This window comes from Pelagibacterium sp. (assembly GCF_965249125.1).
Classification (GTDB): domain Bacteria; phylum Pseudomonadota; class Alphaproteobacteria; order Rhizobiales; family Devosiaceae; genus Pelagibacterium.
This window is the reverse complement of the sequence record NZ_OZ252217.1, coordinates 2,180,034-2,198,643: the sequence shown is the minus strand read 5'-3', so window position 1 is coordinate 2,198,643 and position 18,610 is coordinate 2,180,034. Positions and strand designations below refer to the sequence as shown.

Below are 18,610 nucleotides of genomic sequence, written 5' to 3'. Positions count from 1 at the left end.
TTCGGGGGCGTCAGGAGGAGGCCGGTGCAACCGCCTGGCCGCGTACCGGTTCGCCGCGCGCGATGGGCTCGCCATCGGCCTCGTAATTTTGGAACTGGGCAGGCAGGCCCTCGCCATCCATAAGATCGGGCGTGGTCTGGAGATGGAAATGCAGGTGCGGTTCGGACGTGTTGCCCGAATTGCCGCATAACCCGAGCACATCGCCCCGGGCAACCTCCTGGCCGCGCTGCACGGTGACCGAGCCCTGCCGCATATGGGCGAGGAAGGCGAATTCATCCTCGGCGAGGGCAAGGATCACGTGATTTCCGGCGGCGTTTTCCGCGTCGGTCTCTCCGATGGGCTGATCGGGCAGGTCGTTGACCATGGCGATCACCTGGCCGTCGGCGGGGGCGAGGATTTCGCGGCCCCAGCAGTGATAGTTTTCGAGCTGTTGGGGATCGCCGGCGTGGGATTGCCCGTTGTCTTTCACCACGAAATCATAGGCGAAGCGCTGGGCGGGGTCTCCCGCATGGTAATTGTCGGCGATGTCGCGCCCGCCCCAGAAAACATACCACTCCCCATCGAAGGGCAGGCGCAACTCGGATCTGGTCTCGTAGTCGAGACGGGCCGAGGGGGCGGCTTCGGGTTGGGGCTGGATGAAAAATCCCGCGATCATGCCATCGGTATCAAAGGACCATTCCATGACGATGGGGCTGTCGATCAAAGACCATTCGCCAATGCGGGTATAGACGGAAAATTCGCCCTCGGTGGTGGCTTCCTCGTCGAGGATTGCGGTTTCCTCGCCCAGTTCGGTGGCGATCTGCTGGTGGAAGGCGGAAAAATCATCGAGCGAGCCGAGGCCTTCTTGCATTTGCGGAGTCATTTCGTCCCAGATCGGTTCGAGATCGCCGGAAATGAACGCTTCAGTGCGTTCGCGGCCCATATCAAGGGTTGCCTCCTGCGCCACGGCGGGAACGGCCAAGGCGGCGACAAGGACAGCGAGCGGGGGGCGGATCATGGGGGAACTCCGTGTTTTCACATCTGTCCCACAAGTCGGCGGGCCGACCTTACACGGGCACAGTCGGGCGAGAGCCTTGCCATCCAACGCGCGGGGCGGGGGAGGGTTTCACGAAAAATCGAGGGATTTATCCCCGCGTCACGCAGTCCGGTTAGATTTGTGGCACGGTGAGATTGCTGCGCCGACGTTTGGCTGGGCAACGGTCCCTCCACGGTGCCCTGGGGTGCGCGGCGGTCTCACCGGACCTTTTCAAGACAGCGATGGATCGGGCGATGAGCGGAACGGTGGAGCCGGACTGGGGGGCCGTACGGGCGGACTACGAGGAGACCGATACACCGATCGTGGAAATTGCTGCCGCGCACGCAGTGACCCTCAACCAGCTCAACACCCGCCGCCGCAGGGAGCACTGGACGCTGCGCAAGCCCGGCGTCGGGCGGCAGCGGCGCCAGAGCTTGCTGGCCCGGATGCTGGGGCTGATCGAGGCACAGATTACGCAGATGGAAAAGAAACTGGCAGAGGAACCCATGAGTGCAACCGAAATGCGCATGCTCGAATCCATGACCAAGGCGCTCGACAAGATCACGGCGCTCGAAGCCGCCGAAAAGAAGGTGGTGAAAAAGCGGGTGCGCATGGACCCCGAACTCGAAGCCATTCGCGAGCGTCTCATCGACCGGATTTCCAAGCTTGAAACCGAAGATTGAGCTTCCGCCGCTGACCAAAGCGCGCAAGGCGCAGATGATGCGGCGCGCCGAAGTGCTCGAAGCCTCGGATCTGGAAAACTTCAAGATCTGCTGGGACCTGTGGGGTCATAAGATGCAACGGGCGCCCGAGGGCGACTGGACGACATGGCTGATGCTGGGCGGGCGCGGCGCGGGCAAGACGAGGGCCGGGGCCGAATGGGTGCGCGAACTGGTTTCGGGCACCCGACCCGTTTCCCCAATCGCGCTGGTGGGGGAAACCATGCACGAGGCGCGGGCCATCATGGTCGAAGGCGTCTCGGGGATCATTTCGGTGTACCCGGTTTCCGAACGGCCACGGCTGGACAAGGCGCGCGGTGTTGTCGTCTGGCCCAACGGGGCGGAAGCCTGGCTGATGCCGGCCAACGATCCCGAGCGGTTTCGCGGGCCCCAGTTTGCCGCCGCCTGGTGCGACGAGCTGGCCAAATGGCCCAAGGCCGAAGCGGCCTGGGACATGCTCCAGTTCGGGCTGCGCATCGGGGTGCGGCCGCGCCAGATGGTGACAACGACGCCCAAGGCAACGCGGCTGTTAAAACGGTTGATGGCGGACCCCAATACGGTGGTGACGCGCATGAAAACGAAAGCCAACCGGGACAACCTGGCGCCTGCGTTTCTCGAAGCGATCGTGGCGCGATACAATGAGACGGTGCTTGGGCGCCAGGAACTCGACGGCGAGATGGTCGAGGACATGCCCGGCGCGCTCTGGAACCGCGGCCAGATCGAGGCGGGGCGGATTGCCGACGTGCCGGGGTTGAGCCGGATCGTCGTGGCGGTCGATCCGCCGGTGACGGGCGGCAAGAATTCGGACGCCTGCGGGATCATCGTTGCCGGCCGCTGCGGCGATGAAGCGGTGGTTTTGGCCGACCGGACGGTGCAGGGGGTGACCCCCGTCGGCTGGGCGCGGGTGGCGATCACCGCGTTTCACGAATTTGGTGCCGATACGATCCTCGCCGAGGTGAACCAGGGCGGCGGCCTTGTGAAAAACCTCATGAACCAGGTCGATGCCAGCGTGCCGGTGCTCGAAGCGCGGGCCAACAGGGGCAAATGGGTGCGCGCCGAGCCGGTCGCGGCGCTTTACGCGCAGGGGCGGGTAAAACATGCCGGCATGTTTGCCGAGCTCGAAGACGAATTGTGCGCCTTCGGGCCCGACGGGCTGAGCGAGGGCCATTCGCCCGATCGGCTGGACGCGCTGGTGTGGGCGGTGACCGAATTGCTGCTGCGAGACGGGCCGGTGCCGCGGGTGCGGGTTTGAGTTGATTAGCCTACGCACTCATGTGCGTAGGCTAAAATTTTATTCCTTGTCAATTCTCTGCAAGCATCTTATGTTGGATTTCACATTGAAACTGGTCATGTGAACCAATTTGTATAGGCCATGAGCAGCAAAAATCACCTTACCAAGATCGGGTCTGTTGTTGAGGAAGTCCTTAAAGCCGACTTTCACAACGTCAAGATTTTGCGCGTGGACGTTCGTGAGGATGTCGACGCCGACGGCGACGATGTCTTGCTCATTTCGGTTGTTTTTGAAGGGCGGCCCAAAGATTTAGATGCCAAGATGCTATCGGGGGCCGTTCGTAATGTGCGGCCCAGATTGACAGATATCGGCGAGAGGGCATTTCCTATGTTCTCCTTCGTTTCTGGAAGAGACGTGGGACTAGGGCACGCTTGAAACCGGCTGATCTCCTCCATACGGCGCGGGATCTTGTATCGTCCAGCAATGGAAAGCCACGACAATCCAATCTTCTGCGTGCGACAAGCACGGCTTATTATGCCCTGTTTCACGCCCTCGCGAGGTCATGCGCAGACCTATTGATAGGTGGGTCCGGCGCTGTTCGGAGCAAATCAGCTTGGCATCAGGCCTATCGGGCTCTTGAGCACGGCGTCTGTAAGAACGCTTGCAAGAATGGAAAAATTGCGAATTTCCCTCAGGAAATTCAGGATTTTGCGAATCTGTTTGTGACCATGCAAGAAAAACGGCACATCGCGGATTACGATCCAAATGCGAAGGTTTTTAAATCTACGGTCCTTCTCGATATAGAGCAGGTCGAATTTGTTATTACCAGCTTTGAGGCCACCCCGCTGAAAGACAGACGTGCCTTTGCGGCGTTTGTCTTGTTCAAGCAACGCGCATCATAGCGTTTTGTAAAACCCCGCTCCGGCGGGGTTTTTTATTGCCGACTTATCCCCGCGTCACGCTGGTGGGGTAGAGTTCAGCCATGATGGAGATGCTGCGGCGATCTCCCAAATCTTCTGAAAAAAGGATGAGACGATGGCCGATTGGCTGGGGCGCCTTATGGGCGGGCGATCGCGTGTGGGCGGCGAGCACAAATCGGTGGCGCCGCAGACGCTGTTTCAACTTGCGCCGCTGGGGATTGGCGGGAGCGGCAAGAAGGGGTTTGCGGCGCTGGCCAATGAGGGGTTCGCGCGCAACCCGATCGTCTATCGTTGCGTGCGCATGGTGGCGGAAAACGCGGCGAGGGTGCCGCTCGAGGTGCGCGATGGGGATAAGGTTCTGACCGACCATCCGCTGCTTGCGCTGCTCGGACGGCCCAATCCACGCCAGGACGGCAAGGCGCTGCTTGAAAGCGTGTTTTCCTATCTCCAACTCGCCGGTAACGCCTATCTCGACGCGGCGATCGTCGAGGGAGAGATCAAGGGACTTTACGGGCTGCGGCCAGACCGCATGGCGGTGATCGCGGGCAAGGATGGCTGGCCGATCGGATATGCCTATACCGCCGGCGGGCGGACCCACAAGCTGATGCTGGACGGCGGACCCGTGGGGCGGGTTTTGCATCTGACGCTTTTCGATCCGCTGGACGATCATTACGGGCAGGCGCCGTTGCAGGCGGCGCAGACGAGCCTGGAAACCCACAACGCGGCGACCGCCTGGAACCGGGCGTTGCTGGAAAACGCGGCGCGGCCCTCCGGAGCGCTGGTTTACAACGCGGCAGCGGGGAATTTGACCGAGGACCAGTACCAGAGGCTCAAATCCGAGCTCGAGGAGGGGTTTGCCGGGGCCATCAATGCCGGGCGGCCCATGGTGCTCGAGGGCGGGTTGGACTGGAAGGCGATGGCGCTGACCCCGGCCGAAATGGACTTTCTCGACGCCAAGAACGCGGCGGCGCGCGAAATCGCGCTGGCCTTCGGCGTGCCGCCCATGCTGCTGGGGATTCCGGGGGACAACACTTATGCAAATTATGCAGAGGCCAGCCGGGCGCTGTGGCGGCAGACGATCATTCCGCTGGTGCGGGCCGTGGTGGGATCGCTGACCCATTGGCTGTCGCCGGGCTTTGGCGGGGTGGAGCTCATGCCCGATTTCGACGGCATCGAGGCGCTGGCCGCTGATCGCGCGATGGACTGGGAGCGCGTGGGCAATGCGTCGTTTTTGAGCGACGAGGAGAAGCGGGAATTGCTGGGGTTCGGGAAGGGGGGGTAGCGGGCCTTTTTTGTAAACACCTGCACTCACGGCCCGTCACCCCAGCCCTCTTCCCAAAGGGGCGAGGGTTTTGCGTGGGTCTGGCATTGGCGACGAACTGCGACGGTTGGAGCTTGGGCGAAGGCCCCCTCACCCGTCGCTTCGCGCCGACCTCTCCCCCAAAGGGAGAGGTGTTTCGCGACGCGTGCGGTACTTCTTACCGCTCCCTTGGGGGAGAGGTCGGCCGCGGGCCGGGTGAGGGGGCCTGGGGGGCAGAAAGGAACACACATGGACGAGATCATTTCGACGGTGCTCGCCAAGGGGGATCTGGCGCATGTGGCGCTGTTTTTGTGGGCGGGCGGGGCGAGCGTGGCGGTGTTTACGCTGCTCAAGGAGCTTTCGGCGGCCAACCGGCGGTTCAATACGTTCGTGACCGAAATCGCCCACCTCAATAAACTGTTCAGGGACAAGGACTGATGGGGACAAAAAAGACGGCAAAGAGCAATCCGGGAGACGCGACGCAAGTGTTTCGCCAGTTTGCCTGGAACCTGGCGGGATCGCTGGCCAAACGGCCGGGCAGGGCGGCAAAGGCAAAGCCGGAGACCGCCAGATGAGCGTTGCGATCGACGCCGACGGGCGGTTTTCGGGCTATGCCTCGGTGTTCGGGCGGCTCGACGGCGGCGGGGACATCGTCATGCCCGGCGCCTTTCGCGACACGCTGAAATCACGCGGCGCCGACCGGGTGCGGTTGCTGTTCCAGCACGATCCCAAAGAGCCAATCGGGCTGTGGGACGAGATCGTCGAGGATGGGTTCGGGCTCAAGGTCTCCGGGCGGTTGCTCGACGGTGTGCCGCGCGCGTCAAGCCTTAAAGCGCTGATCGCGCAGCGGGCCATCGACGGGCTCTCCATCGGGTTTCGGGCCGTGCGGGCCACCCGCGAGGACAGGACGGGGACGCGGCGGCTGTGGGCCGTGGACCTTTGGGAAATTTCCATCGTCACCTTTCCGATGATGGAGGCGGCACGAATCGGCTCCGTGCCGGGCGGGCAATCCGCCAAACTGGCCGCAACGCTTGGCGCGGCGGCGCGACTGATGACGTCTTAGGGGCGAGGCTTCCCGCCTTTCCTCGTCATTGTCGGGCTTGACCCGACAATCTGAGACGCCGCCGCAATCGCCGAAGAGCTTTGGACGCGGATGGCGCGAGGGACACACGTCTTTCGGGCCGTCCGGCAGCGTTGCGGGTCCCCGGGTCAAGCCCGAGGACGACGAAGAGGAGAGGGTGGGCCCTGCCCAGCAACAATCGAAAAGCAAGGGAAAATCGATGACCAAAAATACCGAACCGCGCCTTGAAACCAAGGTGGCGGCGCTTCCGGCTGGGGACGTGAACGCCCTGTTCGCCGATTTCATGAACGCCTTCGAGGAGTTCAAATCGACCAACGACCAGCGGCTGGGCGAACTGGAAAAGCGCGGGTCCGCCGATACGCTGCTCGAGGGCAAGCTCGACCGGCTCAACGCGGTGCTCGACGGGCATAAATCGGCGCTCGACAAGGCGGCGGTGGACAAGGCCCGTCCGGCGCTCGAAGGGGGCAGGGCGGTCGCGAGCGATGAATATAAGGACGCGTTTTCCGCCTATATCAAGCGCGGCGAGGAAAAGGCGCTTTCGATCGGCTCGAACCCCGATGGCGGCTATCTGGTGCCCGGGGAAACCGAAACCGAGATCACCAAGCTCCTGACCGCGATTTCGCCCATGCGCTCGATCTGTGGCGTGCGGCAGGTGTCCTCCTCGGTCTATAAAAAACCCATCACGGTGACCGGGCCGCAAGTCGGCTGGGTCGGCGAGACGGCGGCGCGCACCCAGACCAATTCCCAGGTGATCGATGAGCTGACCTTCCCCACGACCGAGCTTTACGCCATGCCGGCGGCGACCCAGGCGTTTTTAGACGACGCGGCGGTCGATGTTGGCCAATGGATCGCCGAGGAGGTCAATGCCGCGTTCGCCGAGCAGGAAACGACTGCGTTCATTCTCGGCGATGGCGTTAACAAGCCTTCGGGCTTTCTCGATGCCGCGACGGTCGATGAGGCGAGCTGGGCGTGGGAATCGCTGGGCACCATCTCGACGGGTGTCGATGCCGGGTTCGATGCCACCGACCCGGCCGACGCTCTGGTCGATCTGGTCTATGCGCTCAAAGCCGGCTATCGCCAGAACGCGACCTGGCTGATGAACCGGCGCACGCAAGGGGCAGTGCGCAAATTGAAAGATGCGGACGGCAATTACCTCTGGCAGCCTGCCGCTTCGCCCGAGGGCCGCGCGAGCCTTATGGGCTTTTCGCTGGTCGAGGCCGAGGACATGCCCGATATCGGTGCGGACAGCCTTTCGGTCGCCTTCGGCGATTTCCGGCGCGGCTATCTGATCGTCGACCGGCAGGGCGTCAACATCCTGCGCGATCCCTATTCGGCCAAGCCCTATGTGTTGTTTTACACCACCAAGCGCGTCGGCGGCGGGATCTCCGACTACGACGCCATCAAGCTCCTCAAGTTCGGGGCATGAATGAGGGCGGGCTGCGAACGGCATTGACCTGCGCTTCCGGTGCTCACGTACCAAAGTACGCTCCGCTCCGGTTCTCGGCCAATACCGTTCTCGCCACGCCCTGATCCATGCCGGGCGGCGGCTCTCGCCTGGACAGAAAAGGCCCCCTCACCCGACGCTTCGCGTCGACCCCGGATCGCGTCCGGGGCAAGCTCTCTCCCCCGAAGGGAGAGGTGAAGCGTGGGGCTGGCGGCGTTTCTTACCTCTCCCTTGGGGGAGAGGCCGGATGGCGCAGCCAGACGGGTGAGGGGGCCTTTAGTGCCTCTCCAAACCAACAAATCAAAGAGAACAGAAATGACATCATACCTTCTGGCGGGACCCGCCCAGGAGCCGGTTTCGCTTGTGCAGATGAAGGCGCATTTGCGGGTTGAGGACGAGGCCGAGGACGGGCTGATCGAGGCGCTGATCGTGGCGGCGCGGGTGCATGTCGAGAGCCTGACGGGCAAGGCCTTGCTGGCCCAGACCTGGCGGCTGGTGCTCGATTTCTGGCCGGAGGACCGGGTGGTCAAACTGCCGGTTTCGCCCATGATCGCGCTGAGCGAAATCCGTTGCTACGACACAGGCGGCAACGCGCATCAGATCGATCTGGATGAGGTTCTGCCCGATGGGCGGGCCAATCCGGCGCGGATCATCCTGCCGCCGCGCATCGCCGGGATGCCGGTACTGCGCGAGCGGATGGGGATCGAGATCGATTATGTGGCCGGGTTCGGGACCGAGCCCGAGGAGGTGCCCGCCGACCTGCTGCAATCGCTCAAAACGCTCGTCGCCTATTGGTACGAAAACCGTGACGCGGTGCTGGTGAGCGGGGCCGGGGCCTCGGTGCCCGCCGGGTTCGAGCGGCTTATCGCCAGCCATCGCCGGGTGCGGCTGTGAGGGGCGCGGTGCCGCCGGTCGGCACGCTGCGGGACCGGGTGCAACTGCAACGACGCGACATGGCGCTGATGCCCGATGGCGGGCACGAAACGCTGTTTTTGCCCATCACGTCGGTCTGGGCGCGGGTGCGCTCGCGCTCGGCGCGGATCATGCGCGAGGGCGATGGGCGCGCCGCTACCTCGACGCACGCGGTGGTGCTGCGGTTTCGCAAGGATCTAAGGCCGGGCGACAGGATCGTCTATCGCGGGCGGGCGCTCGAGATCGTCGAGGCGGAAGATCTGAACGGGCGGCGGGCCTACCTCTCCTGCCTGTGCGCCGAAACGGCGATGGTGGGATAGATGCAGGCTTTGGAAGATATCCAGAACGCGCTGGTTTCCGCCTGGGCGGACGATGCGCCATTGGCGCTGCTGATCGGGGAGGGTGCGATTTTCGATGCTCCTCCCAAGGGGCAACGGCCGCCATACGTCACCATATTGCGCCATGACGCGGTGCCGCGTGACGGCGACGAAGCGCCGGGCTTTGAGCACCGGCTGACCATCCATTGCTGGAGCCCGCAGCCCTCGCGCGCGGCGGCCATCCAGATTGCCGACCGGATCGAGCGCGTGGCCGTGATGGGGGCTTTGGCGCCCCAGGACCATGTTTTGACCCACAGGCGGCATGTGCGCACCGAAACGGCCATCGACCTGGCGACGGGCCGGGCACGGGCGGCTGTGCAATTGCGGTTTTTCTCCGAACCAAAGGACGATTGAGATGACGGCCCAGAGCGGCAAGGACATGCTTTTGAAACTCGACGAGACCGGCGCGGGGAGTTTTCTGACTGTGGCGGGATTGCGCACCAAACAGCTCGCCTTCAACGCGGCCAGCGTCGATACCACCGACGCCGAAAGCGCCGGGCGCTGGCGGGAGCTGCTGCAAGGCGGCGGGATCAAGCGCGCCTCGGTGTCCGGATCGGGGATTTTCAAGGACAAGAATTCGGACGCCCGGGTGCGCGAGCTGTTTTTCGGTGGCACGATCCGGAACTGGCAGCTGATCCTTCCAGATTTCGGGACGGTCGAGGGCCCGTTCCAGATCGTGGCGCTGGAGTTTGCGGGCGACCACGCCGGCGAGGTGACGTTCGAGCTGGCGCTGGAAAGCGCGGGGGAGATCGGGTTTACGGCGCTTTAGGATAGGGAGCGGCGCCGGCTATCCACGGGCTCTGCCGGTTACTGGATCCCGGGTCGTCGCCCGGGATGACGCCGGTGAGGAGGTGGGGCTTGAGCCTAGCTGCGCGCGTTGCGGCTGGCCCGTTCCATGATGGCGAAGATTTCGTCGGCATCGGGGTCTGGCGCGTTCGGCGTGGAGCGCATTTGCGCTTCGATTTTCTGGAACTTTTCAAGTTCGCGCTCCGCATAGGCATCGAGCGCCTTGGCGGCCAGGAAGGATTTGGACCGCTGGGTCATCTCGGCCAGGCGGTCGAGCTTGTCGCGGGTTTCGCTCGGCAAACGCACGGTAAGCGTGGTCGAGGGCTTTGCCATTCTGGCGCGCTCCATTGGTACACATCACAACACAACCTAGCACATTCAGGGAGCCATGGAATGGCCAATCCGCAACGCGGGGAAATCGACGCCGAGATCGGCGGCGAGACGAAAACATTGTGCCTGACGCTGGGCGCGCTGGCCGAGCTCGAAGCACGGCTGCAGGCATCCGATCTCAATGGACTGGTCGAGCGGTTTGCCCAGGGACGGGTTTCGGCCCGCGATCTGACGGCGATCCTGGGGGCCGGCCTGCGCGGCGCGGGCAATCCGATCACCGATGACGATCTGGCGCGGCTTTCTATCGAGGGCGGTCTCAAGGGCGCGGCGCAGATCTGCGTAAAACTGCTGCAGGCGACGTTCGGGGACGCGCAATGAGCCGGTTTCCGTGGCGCGAGGCGATGGCGTTCGGACTGGGTGTTCTGGGGCTGTCCCCGCATGCGTTCTGGGCGATGACGCCGCGCGAGCTGGCGGCGGCCCATGACGGGGCGGCGGGCCGCAAGGGAGCCGGGGCGCCGGGGCGAGGCGATCTGGAAGCGCTGATGGCACAGCATCCTGACGGAGAAAAACGATGAGCGAAATCTTCGGGGAGACGTTCGAGGCGGAAATGACCGATGTTGCCGTCGAGCTCGAACGCATTCGCGACCTGGGAAATTCGGTCGGATCGACCCTGACGCGCGGTTTGCGCGGGGCGATCATGGAGGGGCGCTCGCTGCGGAGCCTGCTCGCCGATATCGGGCGCGCCTTTGCCGATATTGCGATGAAAGCGGCCCTGAAGCCGCTGGGCGATCTGGTTTCCGGTGGCATCGAAAGCCTGTTTTCGGGCTTCAATCCGGCGCTGGCCAGCGTCAAGCCGTTCGCCAAGGGCGGGGTTCTGGCCAGTCCGACCTATTTTCCCATGCCAGGGCAATGGGGGCTGGCCGGGGAGGCGGGCCCGGAGGCGATATTGCCGCTGGCCCGCGGGTCAGATGGACGGCTGGGCGTTGCCGGAGGCGGCGGGCAGGCGGTGACCGTCAATTTCAACGTCACGGCCAGCGATGCGCGCAGCTTTGCGGCGGCGGAAGCGGAAGTGAGCGCCATGCTGTTGCGCGCTGTAAGGCGCGGGACGCGGGGGAGTTAACGAGCGGATCTGGCGGGCAGGGAAGCCGGGAAGGCCCCCTCACCCGACGCTCCGCGTCGACCTCTCCCCCTAAGGGAGAGGTGAAGCTGGGCGCCTGCGGCATTCTTACCGCGCCCTTTGGGGCGAAGCGGCGGGAGGGGCGCTGAGTATCGGAATTCGGCAATCGAAAAAAGAAGGAACAAGGGACCATGGCGTTTCATCAGGTGCGGTTTCCGCTCGATATCGCGCTGGGCGCGCAGGGTGGGCCGGTGCGGGCGACCGATGTGACGACGCTGGCGTCGGGGCGCGAGGAGCGCAATTCTCGCTGGGCGCATGCGCGGCGGCGCTACAATGCCGGATATGGGATCAAATCGCGGGCCGACATGCTGGCGGTGCTGGCGTTCTTCGAGGAGCGGCGGGGGCGGTTTCATTCGTTCCTGTGGCGCGACGGGATTGATTTTTCATCGAGCGAAAATGGCGGGACGCCCACGGCGACCGATCAGGAGATCGGGACGCGCGATGGCGAGACGACCGCGTTTCAACTGGTCAAGCGCTACGGTGCGAACTTCGACCCCTATTTGCGTCCGATCACCAAGCCGGTGGCGGGGAGCGTCGCGGTGGCGGTGGACGCAGTGCCCGTTGGGCCGGGGGCATTTTCGGTGGACCTGCTGACGGGCGTGGTGACGCTCGATTTTGCGCCGGGCCCGGGCGCGGTGGTGACGGCGGGGTTTGAGTTCGACGTGCCGGTGCGGTTCGATACCGACAGGCTCGATGTCGAGATGTCGGGGTTCGACGCGGCGATGGCGCCTTCCATTCCCCTGATCGAGGTGATCGGCGAATGAGACAGTTTGGCGAGGAATTTGCCGCCCATATCGCGAGCGGGGCGACGACGCTGTGCTGGTGCTGGCGGATCGAGCGCACCGATGGGGTGACGTTGGGGTTTACCGATCACGATGTGGCGCTGGCGTTCGGGGGCACCGCGTTTGAGCCCGCGCATGGCCTCGATGGCGGGGAGACGGTGCAGAAACTCGGCGCGCAGACCGAGACTGCCGAAGTGCTCGGCGTGCTCCATTCCGAGGCGATCAGCGAGGACGATATTGCCCTGGGCCGCTATGACGGCGCGCGGGTGGAAAGCTGGCGGGTGAACTGGCGCGATAGTGCACAGCGCGAACTGATCCGGGCGGACACGATCGGCGAGATCACCCGAGAGGATGGGGTGTTTCGCGCCGAACTGCGTTCGGGCCAGCATGCGATGAACGTGCCGCGCGGGCGGCTCTATCAGCATATGTGCGACGCGCGGCTGGGGGACGGGCGGTGCGGCAAGAACATCGAGACGGCAGCGTTCCGCGTTGCGGCGACCGTGACGGGCAAGCCCGATGCGACGAGTGCCACGGTGAGCGGGCTTGATGGGTTCGATGCCGGATGGTTCAGCCACGGGGTGGCGCGTTGGGAGAGCGGCAGGCGGGCCGGGATCGAAGAGACGATCGTGCGCCAGGATGGCGGAACGATTGCACTCGATCGTCCGGTCGGAGACTGGGTGGAGATCGGCGATACACTGACGGTCTATGCCGGGTGCGACAAGCGGTTTTCGACTTGCGGGGCGAAGTTTTCCAACGCAATCAATTTCCAGGGGTTTCCCCATATTCCGGGCACCGATTTCGTGCTGCGCTATCCGGGCACCGATGATCGGCTGGACGGTCGGAGGATTGTGTCGTGACATCAGAGCGCGTGGCGTCACCCCTCCCCATCCCTCCCCATCAAGGGGAGGGTGTTTCGGGGGTGGGGCGGGCGCAGGGGGGCGAATTTGTTGCCGCCGCTGCGCGGGGCTGGATCGGCACGCCCTATCGGCATCAGGCGAGCAGGCGCGGGGCAGGGGCCGATTGCCTGGGGCTGATCCGGGGCATTTGGCGGGAGCTTTATGGCGGTGAGGCAGGACCCGTTCCCGCCTATGGCAGCGACTGGCGCGATTTTCGCGTTGGCGATGCGTTGGAAGCGGCGGCGCGGCGGCATCTCGTGGCGCGCGATGGCGCACCCGAGGCGGGCGATGTTGTGCTGTTTAAGCTGATGCGGCATCGCCCGGCCCGCCATTGCGGGGTGATGGTGGCGCCGGACCGGTTCGTGCATGCCCAAGAGCATGTGGGGGTGGTCGAGGTGGCGCTGGGCGAGAGCTGGGCGCGGCGGGTTGCCGGGGTGTTCGGGTTTCCGTGAGGGGAACATCGCGGGCGCTCAAGGCCCCCTCACCCCAGAGGGGCGAGGGAGTCGGGCTGTGGCCCCGAAATGCAGGTGCTTAAGTCCCAAGGCTTCGGCACGATGTGCCCTCTCCCCACTGGGGAGAGGGTGGCCGGCAGGCCGGTGAGGGGCCTTGAGCGCCGGTGCTTTTGAGAAAAGGCCCCCTCACCCGGACCTTGCTGCGCAAGCCCCGACCTCTCCCCCCAAGGGAGAGGTGAGAAATGCCTTGAGCGCTGGTGGGCAAAACACCCGTCGCCGTCATCCCGGGCGGAGACCCGGGATCCAGTAGCCGGCAGAGTTGGCGGTTTCATCTCGGGCGATGAGTGTACTGGGTCCCGGCTCGAGGCCGGGATGACGGTGGTGAATGTGGGACAAAGCGCTCGATCTCCAGCGCGGACCTTTTTGTGGAGGGATGACGCTCTCCTGAAGATTTTTCCGTTTTGAAAGACAGGACACATGGCAACTCTGGCACTTTCGCTGGCCGGGCAGGTGGTGGGTGGCGCGATTGGCGGGCCGATCGGGGCGACGATCGGGCGGGCGCTGGGGGCGCTGGCGGGGAGCGCGGTCGATGCGCAGATCTTTGGCGAAAAGCCTGCTGCACGTCCTCATTCCGACATCAGGCTGATCGGGTCGAGCGAGGGCGGGGCCATTGCGCGTATTTATGGCTGGAGCCGGGTTTCGGGCAATATCATCTGGGCGACCGAGCTCGAAAAGATAGCGGCAGAAAGTTCGGGCTCCAAGGGGTTTGGGGCGTCGGGGGCGGAGGAAGAAACGATTGCCGCCAGTTTCGCTTTGGCGCTGTGCGAGGGTGAGGTCGCCCATTTCGGGCGGATCTGGGCCGATGGCAAACCGCTGGAAACCGACGGGCTCGATATCAGGTTCTATCGCGGTACGACCAACCAGCCGCGCGACGGGCTGATCGTAAGCAAGCAAGGGCAAACGCCGGCCTATCGCGGGTTGTGTTACCTGGTGTTCGAGCGGCTCGATTTGACCCCGTTCGGCAACCGCATTCCCAATCTATCGGTGGAAATCTGCCGGCCGGTGGGCGATCTCGAACGCGACATTCGCGCCGTATGCCTGATCCCCGGTTCGACCGAGTTCGGGTACGATCCAAAGCCGCGCGTGCGGGTGCTGGGGCCGGGGCGGGCGGCGGCGGAGAACTGCCATTTGAGCGCGGTGCGTTCGGACTGGGATATGTCCATCGACGAGCTGACGGCGCTGTGCCCCGATCTCGAACATGTCGGGCTGGTGGTCGCCTGGTTCGGCACCGATCTGCGCTGTGGGCAGTGCGTGGTCGAGCCGCGGGTGGACAGCACGAACAAGCAGGTGAAGGGCACAAACTGGTCCGTGGCGGGGCTGGAGCGGAGCGAAGTCAATCGGGTCAGCGATCACGATGGCGGTGCGGCCTATGGGGGAACGCCGTCGGATGCGAGCGTCAAGGCCGCGATTGCCGATCTCAAAGCGCGCGGGATCAAGGTGACGCTTTATCCCTTCGTGATGATGGATATTCCCCAAGGCAATGGAAAGATCGATCCCTATACGCTCGGGGCGGGCCAGCCGGCCTACCCATGGCGAGGGCGGATCACCTGCCATCCCGCGCCCGGTGTTGCCGGTTCTCCGGACGGGACCGGGACCGCGACCAGCCAGGTCAACAGTTTCATGGCGAACGGGTATCGCGAGATGATCCTGCATTATGCCCAGCTTGCCGAGGACGCGGGCGGGGTCGATGCGATGCTGATCGGCTCGGAAATGCGGCATCTGAGCTGGGTGCGCTCGGGGACGACGAGTTTTCCCTTCGTGGATGCGCTCAAGGTGCTGGCCGGAGACGTGCGGGCCATCGTGGGAGGTGGAACCAAGATCACCTATGCGGCGGACTGGTCGGAATATTCGGGGTATCAGCCCGACGATGGATCGGGGGACAAGATCTTCCATCTCGATCCGCTGTGGGCCGACGCCGATATCGACGCCATCGGGATCGACAATTATATGCCCATGGCCGACTGGCGCGATGGGGAAGGCCATCTAGACGCTGGGGTGGCGGGGGCGATCTACGACCTCGATTATCTCAAGGGCAATATTGCCGGCGGCGAGGGGTTCGACTGGTATTACGCTTCGGAGGCCGACCGGGCCGATCAGGTGCGCACGCCGATAGAGGATGGCGCCTATGGCGAAGATTGGGTGTGGCGCTACAAGGATCTGGTGAGCTTCTGGAGCCAGCCGCACCATAACCGCGTGGGCGGGGTGCGCGCGGGGGCGCCGACGGCGTGGGTGCCGCAAGCCAAACCCATCTGGCTGACCGAACTGGGGTGCGGGGCCGTGGACAAGGGGCCGAACGCGCCAAATGCGTTTGGCGATCCCAAAAGCGCCGAGGACAAGCGGCCGCCTTTCTCGAGCGGGATGCCCGATCCGCTGATCCAGCGCCAGATGTTGCGGGCCTGCCATCAGTACTGGGCGCAAACGGGCGCGCACAATCCGGTGTCGGCCGTCTATGGCGGGCCGATGCTCGATAGTGACCGGATATATCTTTGGTGCTGGGACGCGCGGCCCTATCCGGCGTTTCCGGGGATACCCGAAATCTGGTCGGACGCGGCCAATTACGACACGGGGCATTGGCTGAACGGGCGACTGGGGGCCGCGAGCGGCGAGGAGCTTCTGGCCGCCATGGCCGACGAGTTCGGCGTGCCGGTCGAGGCGATCGATACGCGGGCGCCCATGGTGCATGGGCTGGGCATCGAGGCGGTGACCAGTCTGCGCGAGGCATCGGCCGGGCTGGTCGAGGCGCTGGGGCTTTCGGTGCGTGACGGGGAGACGGGGCTCGTCTGGCGGGCGGGGGATGCGCGCTCGGTGACCGAAATGGCGCGGGCCGACCTGGCGGTGGGCGAGGCAGCCATCGTTGCGCGCAAGCGCGGGGATTGGGCCGAGCGGGCCGGGCGGCTGACGCTGAGTTATTTCGACAGGGACCGCGACTATCAGACGGCGACGGCTCTGGCCGTGGCGCCCAGGGGCGAGCGCTACGCCGGGGCGGAAAGCGGGCTGGTGCTCGATCCTGCGGACGCGGGCGCTGTAGCAGAAGCCATGTTGCGGAGTATGCGGCAGGGTGAGGACGGGCTGGAGTTTGCGCTGCCGCCCTCGATGCTGGCGCTCGAGGCGGGCGATATGGTGGCGGTCGAGGGGCAGGTGGACGGGCCGTTCGTGATCGGCACGGTGCGCGACGGAGCGGTGCGGCAGGTCTCTGCCTCGGCATATGGAGGGACGATCAAGGGCGTGGCGAGTGCGCCCGAGCGGCGCATGCCTCAGGTCAGCCCGCCAATCGCCGGGACCCCGCTCATTACCATTGCCCATCTGCCGGCGGGCGATGGGGGCACCGAGCTAGTGGCGGCGGCCATGTGCGAGCCGTGGCCGGGACCGATTACCCTGCGCGATCCCGAAACCGGAACGGAACTGGCGCGGCTGACGGCGGCGGGAACGCTCGGCGTCCTGACGCAGCCCATGACGGCCGGGCCGGCCGGGATTTGGGACCGTTCCGGTGAGATCGTCCTGACATTGCATGGCGGGCATCTGGCGTCAGCCGACCCGCAGGCCGTGCTGGCCGCGAGCAATCGGCTGGCGGTGGAGACCGATGCGGGCCATTGGGAACTGGTCGGCTTCGAGCACGCCGATCTCGTCGAGACTTCGACCTATCGGCTGACGGGGTTACTGCGCGGGCAGGACGGAACGCGCGTCGGGACCGCGGCGGCGGGCAACCGGGCGATGGTGGTCAATGCCAATTGCGCCCGGCTTGCCGTGCCGCAAGGCGCGCTCGGCGATACGCGGACGCTTCTGGCCTATGCGGGACCGCGCGATGCCGAAGGCACGGCGCTGGGCGTCGATGTGGATATCGGGACCGCGCTGCCCCTGGCGCCGGTGCATCTGCGGGCCGTTCGGGAGGCTGGCGGGGATATCGCTTTGACCTGGATCCGGCGGGGCCGGGTGGGCGGCAATGGCTGGACTTATGGCGATATCGCGCTCGATGTCGTGCCCGAGCGGTATCGGGTTTCCGTTTTCGACGGCGGTGCGCCGGTGCGCGTCGTGGATGTGGACGCGCCGGGCTGGACCTATTCCATGGCCGACCAGATTGCCGATTTCGGCGGGCTGGCGGGCGTGTTCGACTTCGCAATTCAACAGGTCAGTCCGGTGCTGGGCGCGGGGCTGGCCGCACAGGGAGTTTACCCATGAGTTCGACGGCGCGGCTCGACCTGCCGCTGATTGCCTCCGAGCAGGCGCAAAAACACGTGACCCACAACGAGGCGCTGGTATTGCTCGATGCGCTGGTGCAGATCCGGCTTGCCGGGCTGGCGGTGATCGCGCCGCCCGCCGATCCAGAGGCGGGCGATACCTATGGTATCGGGGCGGCGGCGACGGGCGCATGGGAGGGCCATGACGGGCAGTTGGCGGCCTGGAGCGAGGGCGGGTGGCGTTTTGCCGAACCGGCCGAGGGCTGGCTGGCCTGGGATATCAGCGGAGCGCAGCCGGTGATGTTCCGGGCCGGGAACTGGGCGCCGCTGTTCAATGGGGTGGCGGGGCTGGGCGTTGGGACGAACCCGGACGGGACCAACCGGCTGGCCGTGCGTTCCGAAGCGGCGCTGTTTACCGCGATCCCGGACGGAGAGGGCGGCAATGGAAATGTGCGGCTGACGCTCAACAAGCAGGGCGGGGCGGATAGTGCAACTTTGATCTTCCAGTCGGGCTGGTCCGGCCGGGCCGAGATCGGGCTTGCGGGCAACGATGATTTCACCTTCAAGGTTTCCGATGACGGGTCCGACTTCAAGACTGCCATAAGCCTCGAGGGATCGACGGGGTTCGTGACGTTTTCGAGCTTTGCGGGCTGCGCAGTGAGCTTTCCCACGATTGCCGGAGGCGTTCTGGCGGCGGCAACGGGCTATGTGGTTCCGGCGCCCGAAGGCGGAACGACCGACGATGTCGATACGATCTCGGGCGGGTTCGACGGCTCGGTGCTGATCGTCACGGGGACGGCGGGCAATGCGCTGACCTTTCGCGACGGGACCGGCAATCTCAAACTGGTCAACAACCGCGTGCTCAACAACTTTGAGGACGCGCTGATGCTGGTCCGGCGCGGCAGCGACTGGATCGAGCTGTCCTTTTCCAACAACGGCTGATTTTCAGGGGA

General features: G+C 64.8%; 23 protein-coding genes. 21 read left to right on the top strand and 2 right to left on the bottom strand.

All coding sequences use genetic code 11. From position 1 onward, the window contains the following. Positions 1 to 10: 10 nt before the first annotated feature. Positions 11 to 997, bottom strand: a complete 987-nt coding sequence (locus ACP148_RS10760) for a peptidoglycan DD-metalloendopeptidase family protein (protein WP_421952384.1) — start codon at positions 995 to 997, stop codon at positions 11 to 13. Between the two features lie 272 nt (positions 998 to 1,269). On the opposite strand from ACP148_RS10760, the gene ACP148_RS10755 reads away from it, so the two are divergent. From ACP148_RS10755 to ACP148_RS10695, 13 genes are all read left to right on the top strand, one after another. After that, entirely contained in the window at positions 1,270 to 1,698 is a 429-nt protein-coding gene (locus tag ACP148_RS10755; protein ID WP_421952383.1) for a hypothetical protein, read from the top strand. Between the two features lie 34 nt (positions 1,699 to 1,732). Further along, positions 1,733 to 2,986 (top strand): DNA-packaging protein, encoded by a 1,254-nt coding sequence (locus ACP148_RS10750; protein ID WP_421952482.1) that lies wholly within the window; start codon positions 1,733 to 1,735, stop codon positions 2,984 to 2,986. A 120-nt stretch (positions 2,987 to 3,106) separates the two neighbouring features. Beyond that, entirely contained in the window at positions 3,107 to 3,400 is a 294-nt protein-coding gene (locus ACP148_RS10745) for a hypothetical protein (RefSeq protein WP_421952382.1), read from the top strand. Continuing rightward, a complete protein-coding gene (locus ACP148_RS10740) occupies positions 3,397 to 3,867 on the top strand; it encodes a hypothetical protein (protein WP_421952381.1) in 471 nt (156 codons plus the stop codon). Before ACP148_RS10745 ends, ACP148_RS10740 begins: the two co-directional genes overlap by 4 nt. Before the next feature lie 133 nt (positions 3,868 to 4,000). Then, complete coding sequence (locus ACP148_RS10735; protein WP_421952380.1) at positions 4,001 to 5,167, top strand: phage portal protein; 1,167 nt, start codon at positions 4,001 to 4,003, stop codon at positions 5,165 to 5,167. A 267-nt stretch (positions 5,168 to 5,434) separates the two neighbouring features. Continuing rightward, positions 5,435 to 5,623: a hypothetical protein gene (locus ACP148_RS10730; protein ID WP_421952379.1), complete on the top strand. Its 189-nt coding sequence runs from the start codon at positions 5,435 to 5,437 to the stop codon at positions 5,621 to 5,623. Next, on the top strand, positions 5,623 to 5,760 hold the full coding sequence (locus ACP148_RS10725) for a hypothetical protein (protein WP_421952378.1): 138 nt from the start codon (positions 5,623 to 5,625) through the stop codon (positions 5,758 to 5,760). Before ACP148_RS10730 ends, ACP148_RS10725 begins: the two co-directional genes overlap by 1 nt. After that, positions 5,757 to 6,248 carry an HK97 family phage prohead protease gene (locus tag ACP148_RS10720; protein WP_421952377.1) on the top strand — a complete coding sequence of 164 codons (492 nt, stop codon included), beginning with the start codon at positions 5,757 to 5,759 and terminating at the stop codon, positions 6,246 to 6,248. Before ACP148_RS10725 ends, ACP148_RS10720 begins: the two co-directional genes overlap by 4 nt. A 217-nt stretch (positions 6,249 to 6,465) precedes the next feature. Beyond that, positions 6,466 to 7,692 carry a phage major capsid protein gene (locus tag ACP148_RS10715; protein ID WP_421952376.1) on the top strand — a complete coding sequence of 409 codons (1,227 nt, stop codon included), beginning with the start codon at positions 6,466 to 6,468 and terminating at the stop codon, positions 7,690 to 7,692. Positions 7,693 to 8,025: 333 nt separating this feature from the next. Beyond that, complete coding sequence (locus tag ACP148_RS10710; RefSeq protein ID WP_421952375.1) at positions 8,026 to 8,604, top strand: head-tail connector protein; 579 nt, start codon at positions 8,026 to 8,028, stop codon at positions 8,602 to 8,604. Continuing rightward, positions 8,601 to 8,942 carry a phage head closure protein gene (locus ACP148_RS10705; protein WP_421952374.1) on the top strand — a complete coding sequence of 114 codons (342 nt, stop codon included), beginning with the start codon at positions 8,601 to 8,603 and terminating at the stop codon, positions 8,940 to 8,942. Before ACP148_RS10710 ends, ACP148_RS10705 begins: the two co-directional genes overlap by 4 nt. Then, positions 8,943 to 9,353, top strand: coding sequence for a DUF3168 domain-containing protein (locus tag ACP148_RS10700; RefSeq protein ID WP_421952373.1), 411 nt, complete (start codon positions 8,943 to 8,945; stop codon positions 9,351 to 9,353). Position 9,354: 1 nt separating this feature from the next. Beyond that, complete coding sequence (locus ACP148_RS10695) at positions 9,355 to 9,768, top strand: phage major tail protein, TP901-1 family (protein ID WP_421952372.1); 414 nt, start codon at positions 9,355 to 9,357, stop codon at positions 9,766 to 9,768. A gap of 95 nt (positions 9,769 to 9,863) precedes the next feature. On the opposite strand, the gene ACP148_RS10690 is transcribed toward ACP148_RS10695, so the two are convergent. Next, the gene (locus ACP148_RS10690) at positions 9,864 to 10,118 is read right to left on the bottom strand and encodes a CopG family ribbon-helix-helix protein (protein ID WP_421952371.1); all 255 of its coding nucleotides are present in this window, start codon (positions 10,116 to 10,118) and stop codon (positions 9,864 to 9,866) included. A gap of 60 nt (positions 10,119 to 10,178) precedes the next feature. On the opposite strand from ACP148_RS10690, the gene ACP148_RS10685 reads away from it, so the two are divergent. From ACP148_RS10685 to ACP148_RS10650, 8 genes are all read left to right on the top strand, one after another. After that, complete coding sequence (locus ACP148_RS10685; RefSeq protein ID WP_421952370.1) at positions 10,179 to 10,493, top strand: gene transfer agent family protein; 315 nt, start codon at positions 10,179 to 10,181, stop codon at positions 10,491 to 10,493. Further along, positions 10,490 to 10,690 (top strand): rcc01693 family protein, encoded by a 201-nt coding sequence (locus ACP148_RS10680; RefSeq protein ID WP_421952369.1) that lies wholly within the window; start codon positions 10,490 to 10,492, stop codon positions 10,688 to 10,690. The genes ACP148_RS10685 and ACP148_RS10680 overlap by 4 nt, the downstream gene beginning before the upstream one ends. Further along, a complete protein-coding gene (locus ACP148_RS10675) occupies positions 10,687 to 11,235 on the top strand; it encodes a phage tail tape measure protein (RefSeq protein WP_425033501.1) in 549 nt (182 codons plus the stop codon). The genes ACP148_RS10680 and ACP148_RS10675 overlap by 4 nt, the downstream gene beginning before the upstream one ends. 188 nt (positions 11,236 to 11,423) lie before the next feature. Next, a complete protein-coding gene (locus ACP148_RS10670; protein WP_425033500.1) occupies positions 11,424 to 12,056 on the top strand; it encodes a phage distal tail protein, Rcc01695 family in 633 nt (210 codons plus the stop codon). After that, the gene (locus ACP148_RS10665) at positions 12,053 to 12,931 is read left to right on the top strand and encodes a DUF2163 domain-containing protein (protein WP_421952367.1); all 879 of its coding nucleotides are present in this window, start codon (positions 12,053 to 12,055) and stop codon (positions 12,929 to 12,931) included. Before ACP148_RS10670 ends, ACP148_RS10665 begins: the two co-directional genes overlap by 4 nt. Further along, positions 12,928 to 13,422, top strand: a complete 495-nt coding sequence (locus ACP148_RS10660; RefSeq protein WP_425033499.1) for an NlpC/P60 family protein — start codon at positions 12,928 to 12,930, stop codon at positions 13,420 to 13,422. The genes ACP148_RS10665 and ACP148_RS10660 overlap by 4 nt, the downstream gene beginning before the upstream one ends. Positions 13,423 to 13,899: 477 nt before the next feature. After that, positions 13,900 to 17,658, top strand: coding sequence for a baseplate multidomain protein megatron (locus ACP148_RS10655; RefSeq protein ID WP_425033498.1), 3,759 nt, complete (start codon positions 13,900 to 13,902; stop codon positions 17,656 to 17,658). After that, positions 17,655 to 18,599, top strand: coding sequence for a DUF2793 domain-containing protein (locus ACP148_RS10650; RefSeq protein ID WP_421950881.1), 945 nt, complete (start codon positions 17,655 to 17,657; stop codon positions 18,597 to 18,599). The genes ACP148_RS10655 and ACP148_RS10650 overlap by 4 nt, the downstream gene beginning before the upstream one ends. Positions 18,600 to 18,610: the final 11 nt, after the last annotated feature.

What these genes read in the sequence shown, in the direction of transcription:
- ACP148_RS10760 (WP_421952384.1), bottom strand. Translation starts at nt 997, where the DNA reads ATGATCCGCCCCCCGCTCGCTGTCCTTGTCGCCGCCTTGGCCGTTCCC.
- ACP148_RS10755 (WP_421952383.1), top strand. Translation starts at nt 1,270, where the DNA reads ATGAGCGGAACGGTGGAGCCGGACTGGGGGGCCGTACGGGCGGACTAC.
- ACP148_RS10750 (WP_421952482.1), top strand. Translation starts at nt 1,733, where the DNA reads ATGATGCGGCGCGCCGAAGTGCTCGAAGCCTCGGATCTGGAAAACTTC.
- ACP148_RS10745 (WP_421952382.1), top strand. Translation starts at nt 3,107, where the DNA reads ATGAGCAGCAAAAATCACCTTACCAAGATCGGGTCTGTTGTTGAGGAA.
- ACP148_RS10735 (WP_421952380.1), top strand. Translation starts at nt 4,001, where the DNA reads ATGGCCGATTGGCTGGGGCGCCTTATGGGCGGGCGATCGCGTGTGGGC.
- ACP148_RS10730 (WP_421952379.1), top strand. Translation starts at nt 5,435, where the DNA reads ATGGACGAGATCATTTCGACGGTGCTCGCCAAGGGGGATCTGGCGCAT.
- ACP148_RS10725 (WP_421952378.1), top strand. Translation starts at nt 5,623, where the DNA reads ATGGGGACAAAAAAGACGGCAAAGAGCAATCCGGGAGACGCGACGCAA.
- ACP148_RS10720 (WP_421952377.1), top strand. Translation starts at nt 5,757, where the DNA reads ATGAGCGTTGCGATCGACGCCGACGGGCGGTTTTCGGGCTATGCCTCG.
- ACP148_RS10715 (WP_421952376.1), top strand. Translation starts at nt 6,466, where the DNA reads ATGACCAAAAATACCGAACCGCGCCTTGAAACCAAGGTGGCGGCGCTT.
- ACP148_RS10710 (WP_421952375.1), top strand. Translation starts at nt 8,026, where the DNA reads ATGACATCATACCTTCTGGCGGGACCCGCCCAGGAGCCGGTTTCGCTT.
- ACP148_RS10700 (WP_421952373.1), top strand. Translation starts at nt 8,943, where the DNA reads ATGCAGGCTTTGGAAGATATCCAGAACGCGCTGGTTTCCGCCTGGGCG.
- ACP148_RS10695 (WP_421952372.1), top strand. Translation starts at nt 9,355, where the DNA reads ATGACGGCCCAGAGCGGCAAGGACATGCTTTTGAAACTCGACGAGACC.
- ACP148_RS10690 (WP_421952371.1), bottom strand. Translation starts at nt 10,118, where the DNA reads ATGGCAAAGCCCTCGACCACGCTTACCGTGCGTTTGCCGAGCGAAACC.
- ACP148_RS10685 (WP_421952370.1), top strand. Translation starts at nt 10,179, where the DNA reads ATGGCCAATCCGCAACGCGGGGAAATCGACGCCGAGATCGGCGGCGAG.
- ACP148_RS10680 (WP_421952369.1), top strand. Translation starts at nt 10,490, where the DNA reads ATGAGCCGGTTTCCGTGGCGCGAGGCGATGGCGTTCGGACTGGGTGTT.
- ACP148_RS10675 (WP_425033501.1), top strand. Translation starts at nt 10,687, where the DNA reads ATGAGCGAAATCTTCGGGGAGACGTTCGAGGCGGAAATGACCGATGTT.
- ACP148_RS10670 (WP_425033500.1), top strand. Translation starts at nt 11,424, where the DNA reads ATGGCGTTTCATCAGGTGCGGTTTCCGCTCGATATCGCGCTGGGCGCG.
- ACP148_RS10665 (WP_421952367.1), top strand. Translation starts at nt 12,053, where the DNA reads ATGAGACAGTTTGGCGAGGAATTTGCCGCCCATATCGCGAGCGGGGCG.
- ACP148_RS10655 (WP_425033498.1), top strand. Translation starts at nt 13,900, where the DNA reads ATGGCAACTCTGGCACTTTCGCTGGCCGGGCAGGTGGTGGGTGGCGCG.
- ACP148_RS10650 (WP_421950881.1), top strand. Translation starts at nt 17,655, where the DNA reads ATGAGTTCGACGGCGCGGCTCGACCTGCCGCTGATTGCCTCCGAGCAG.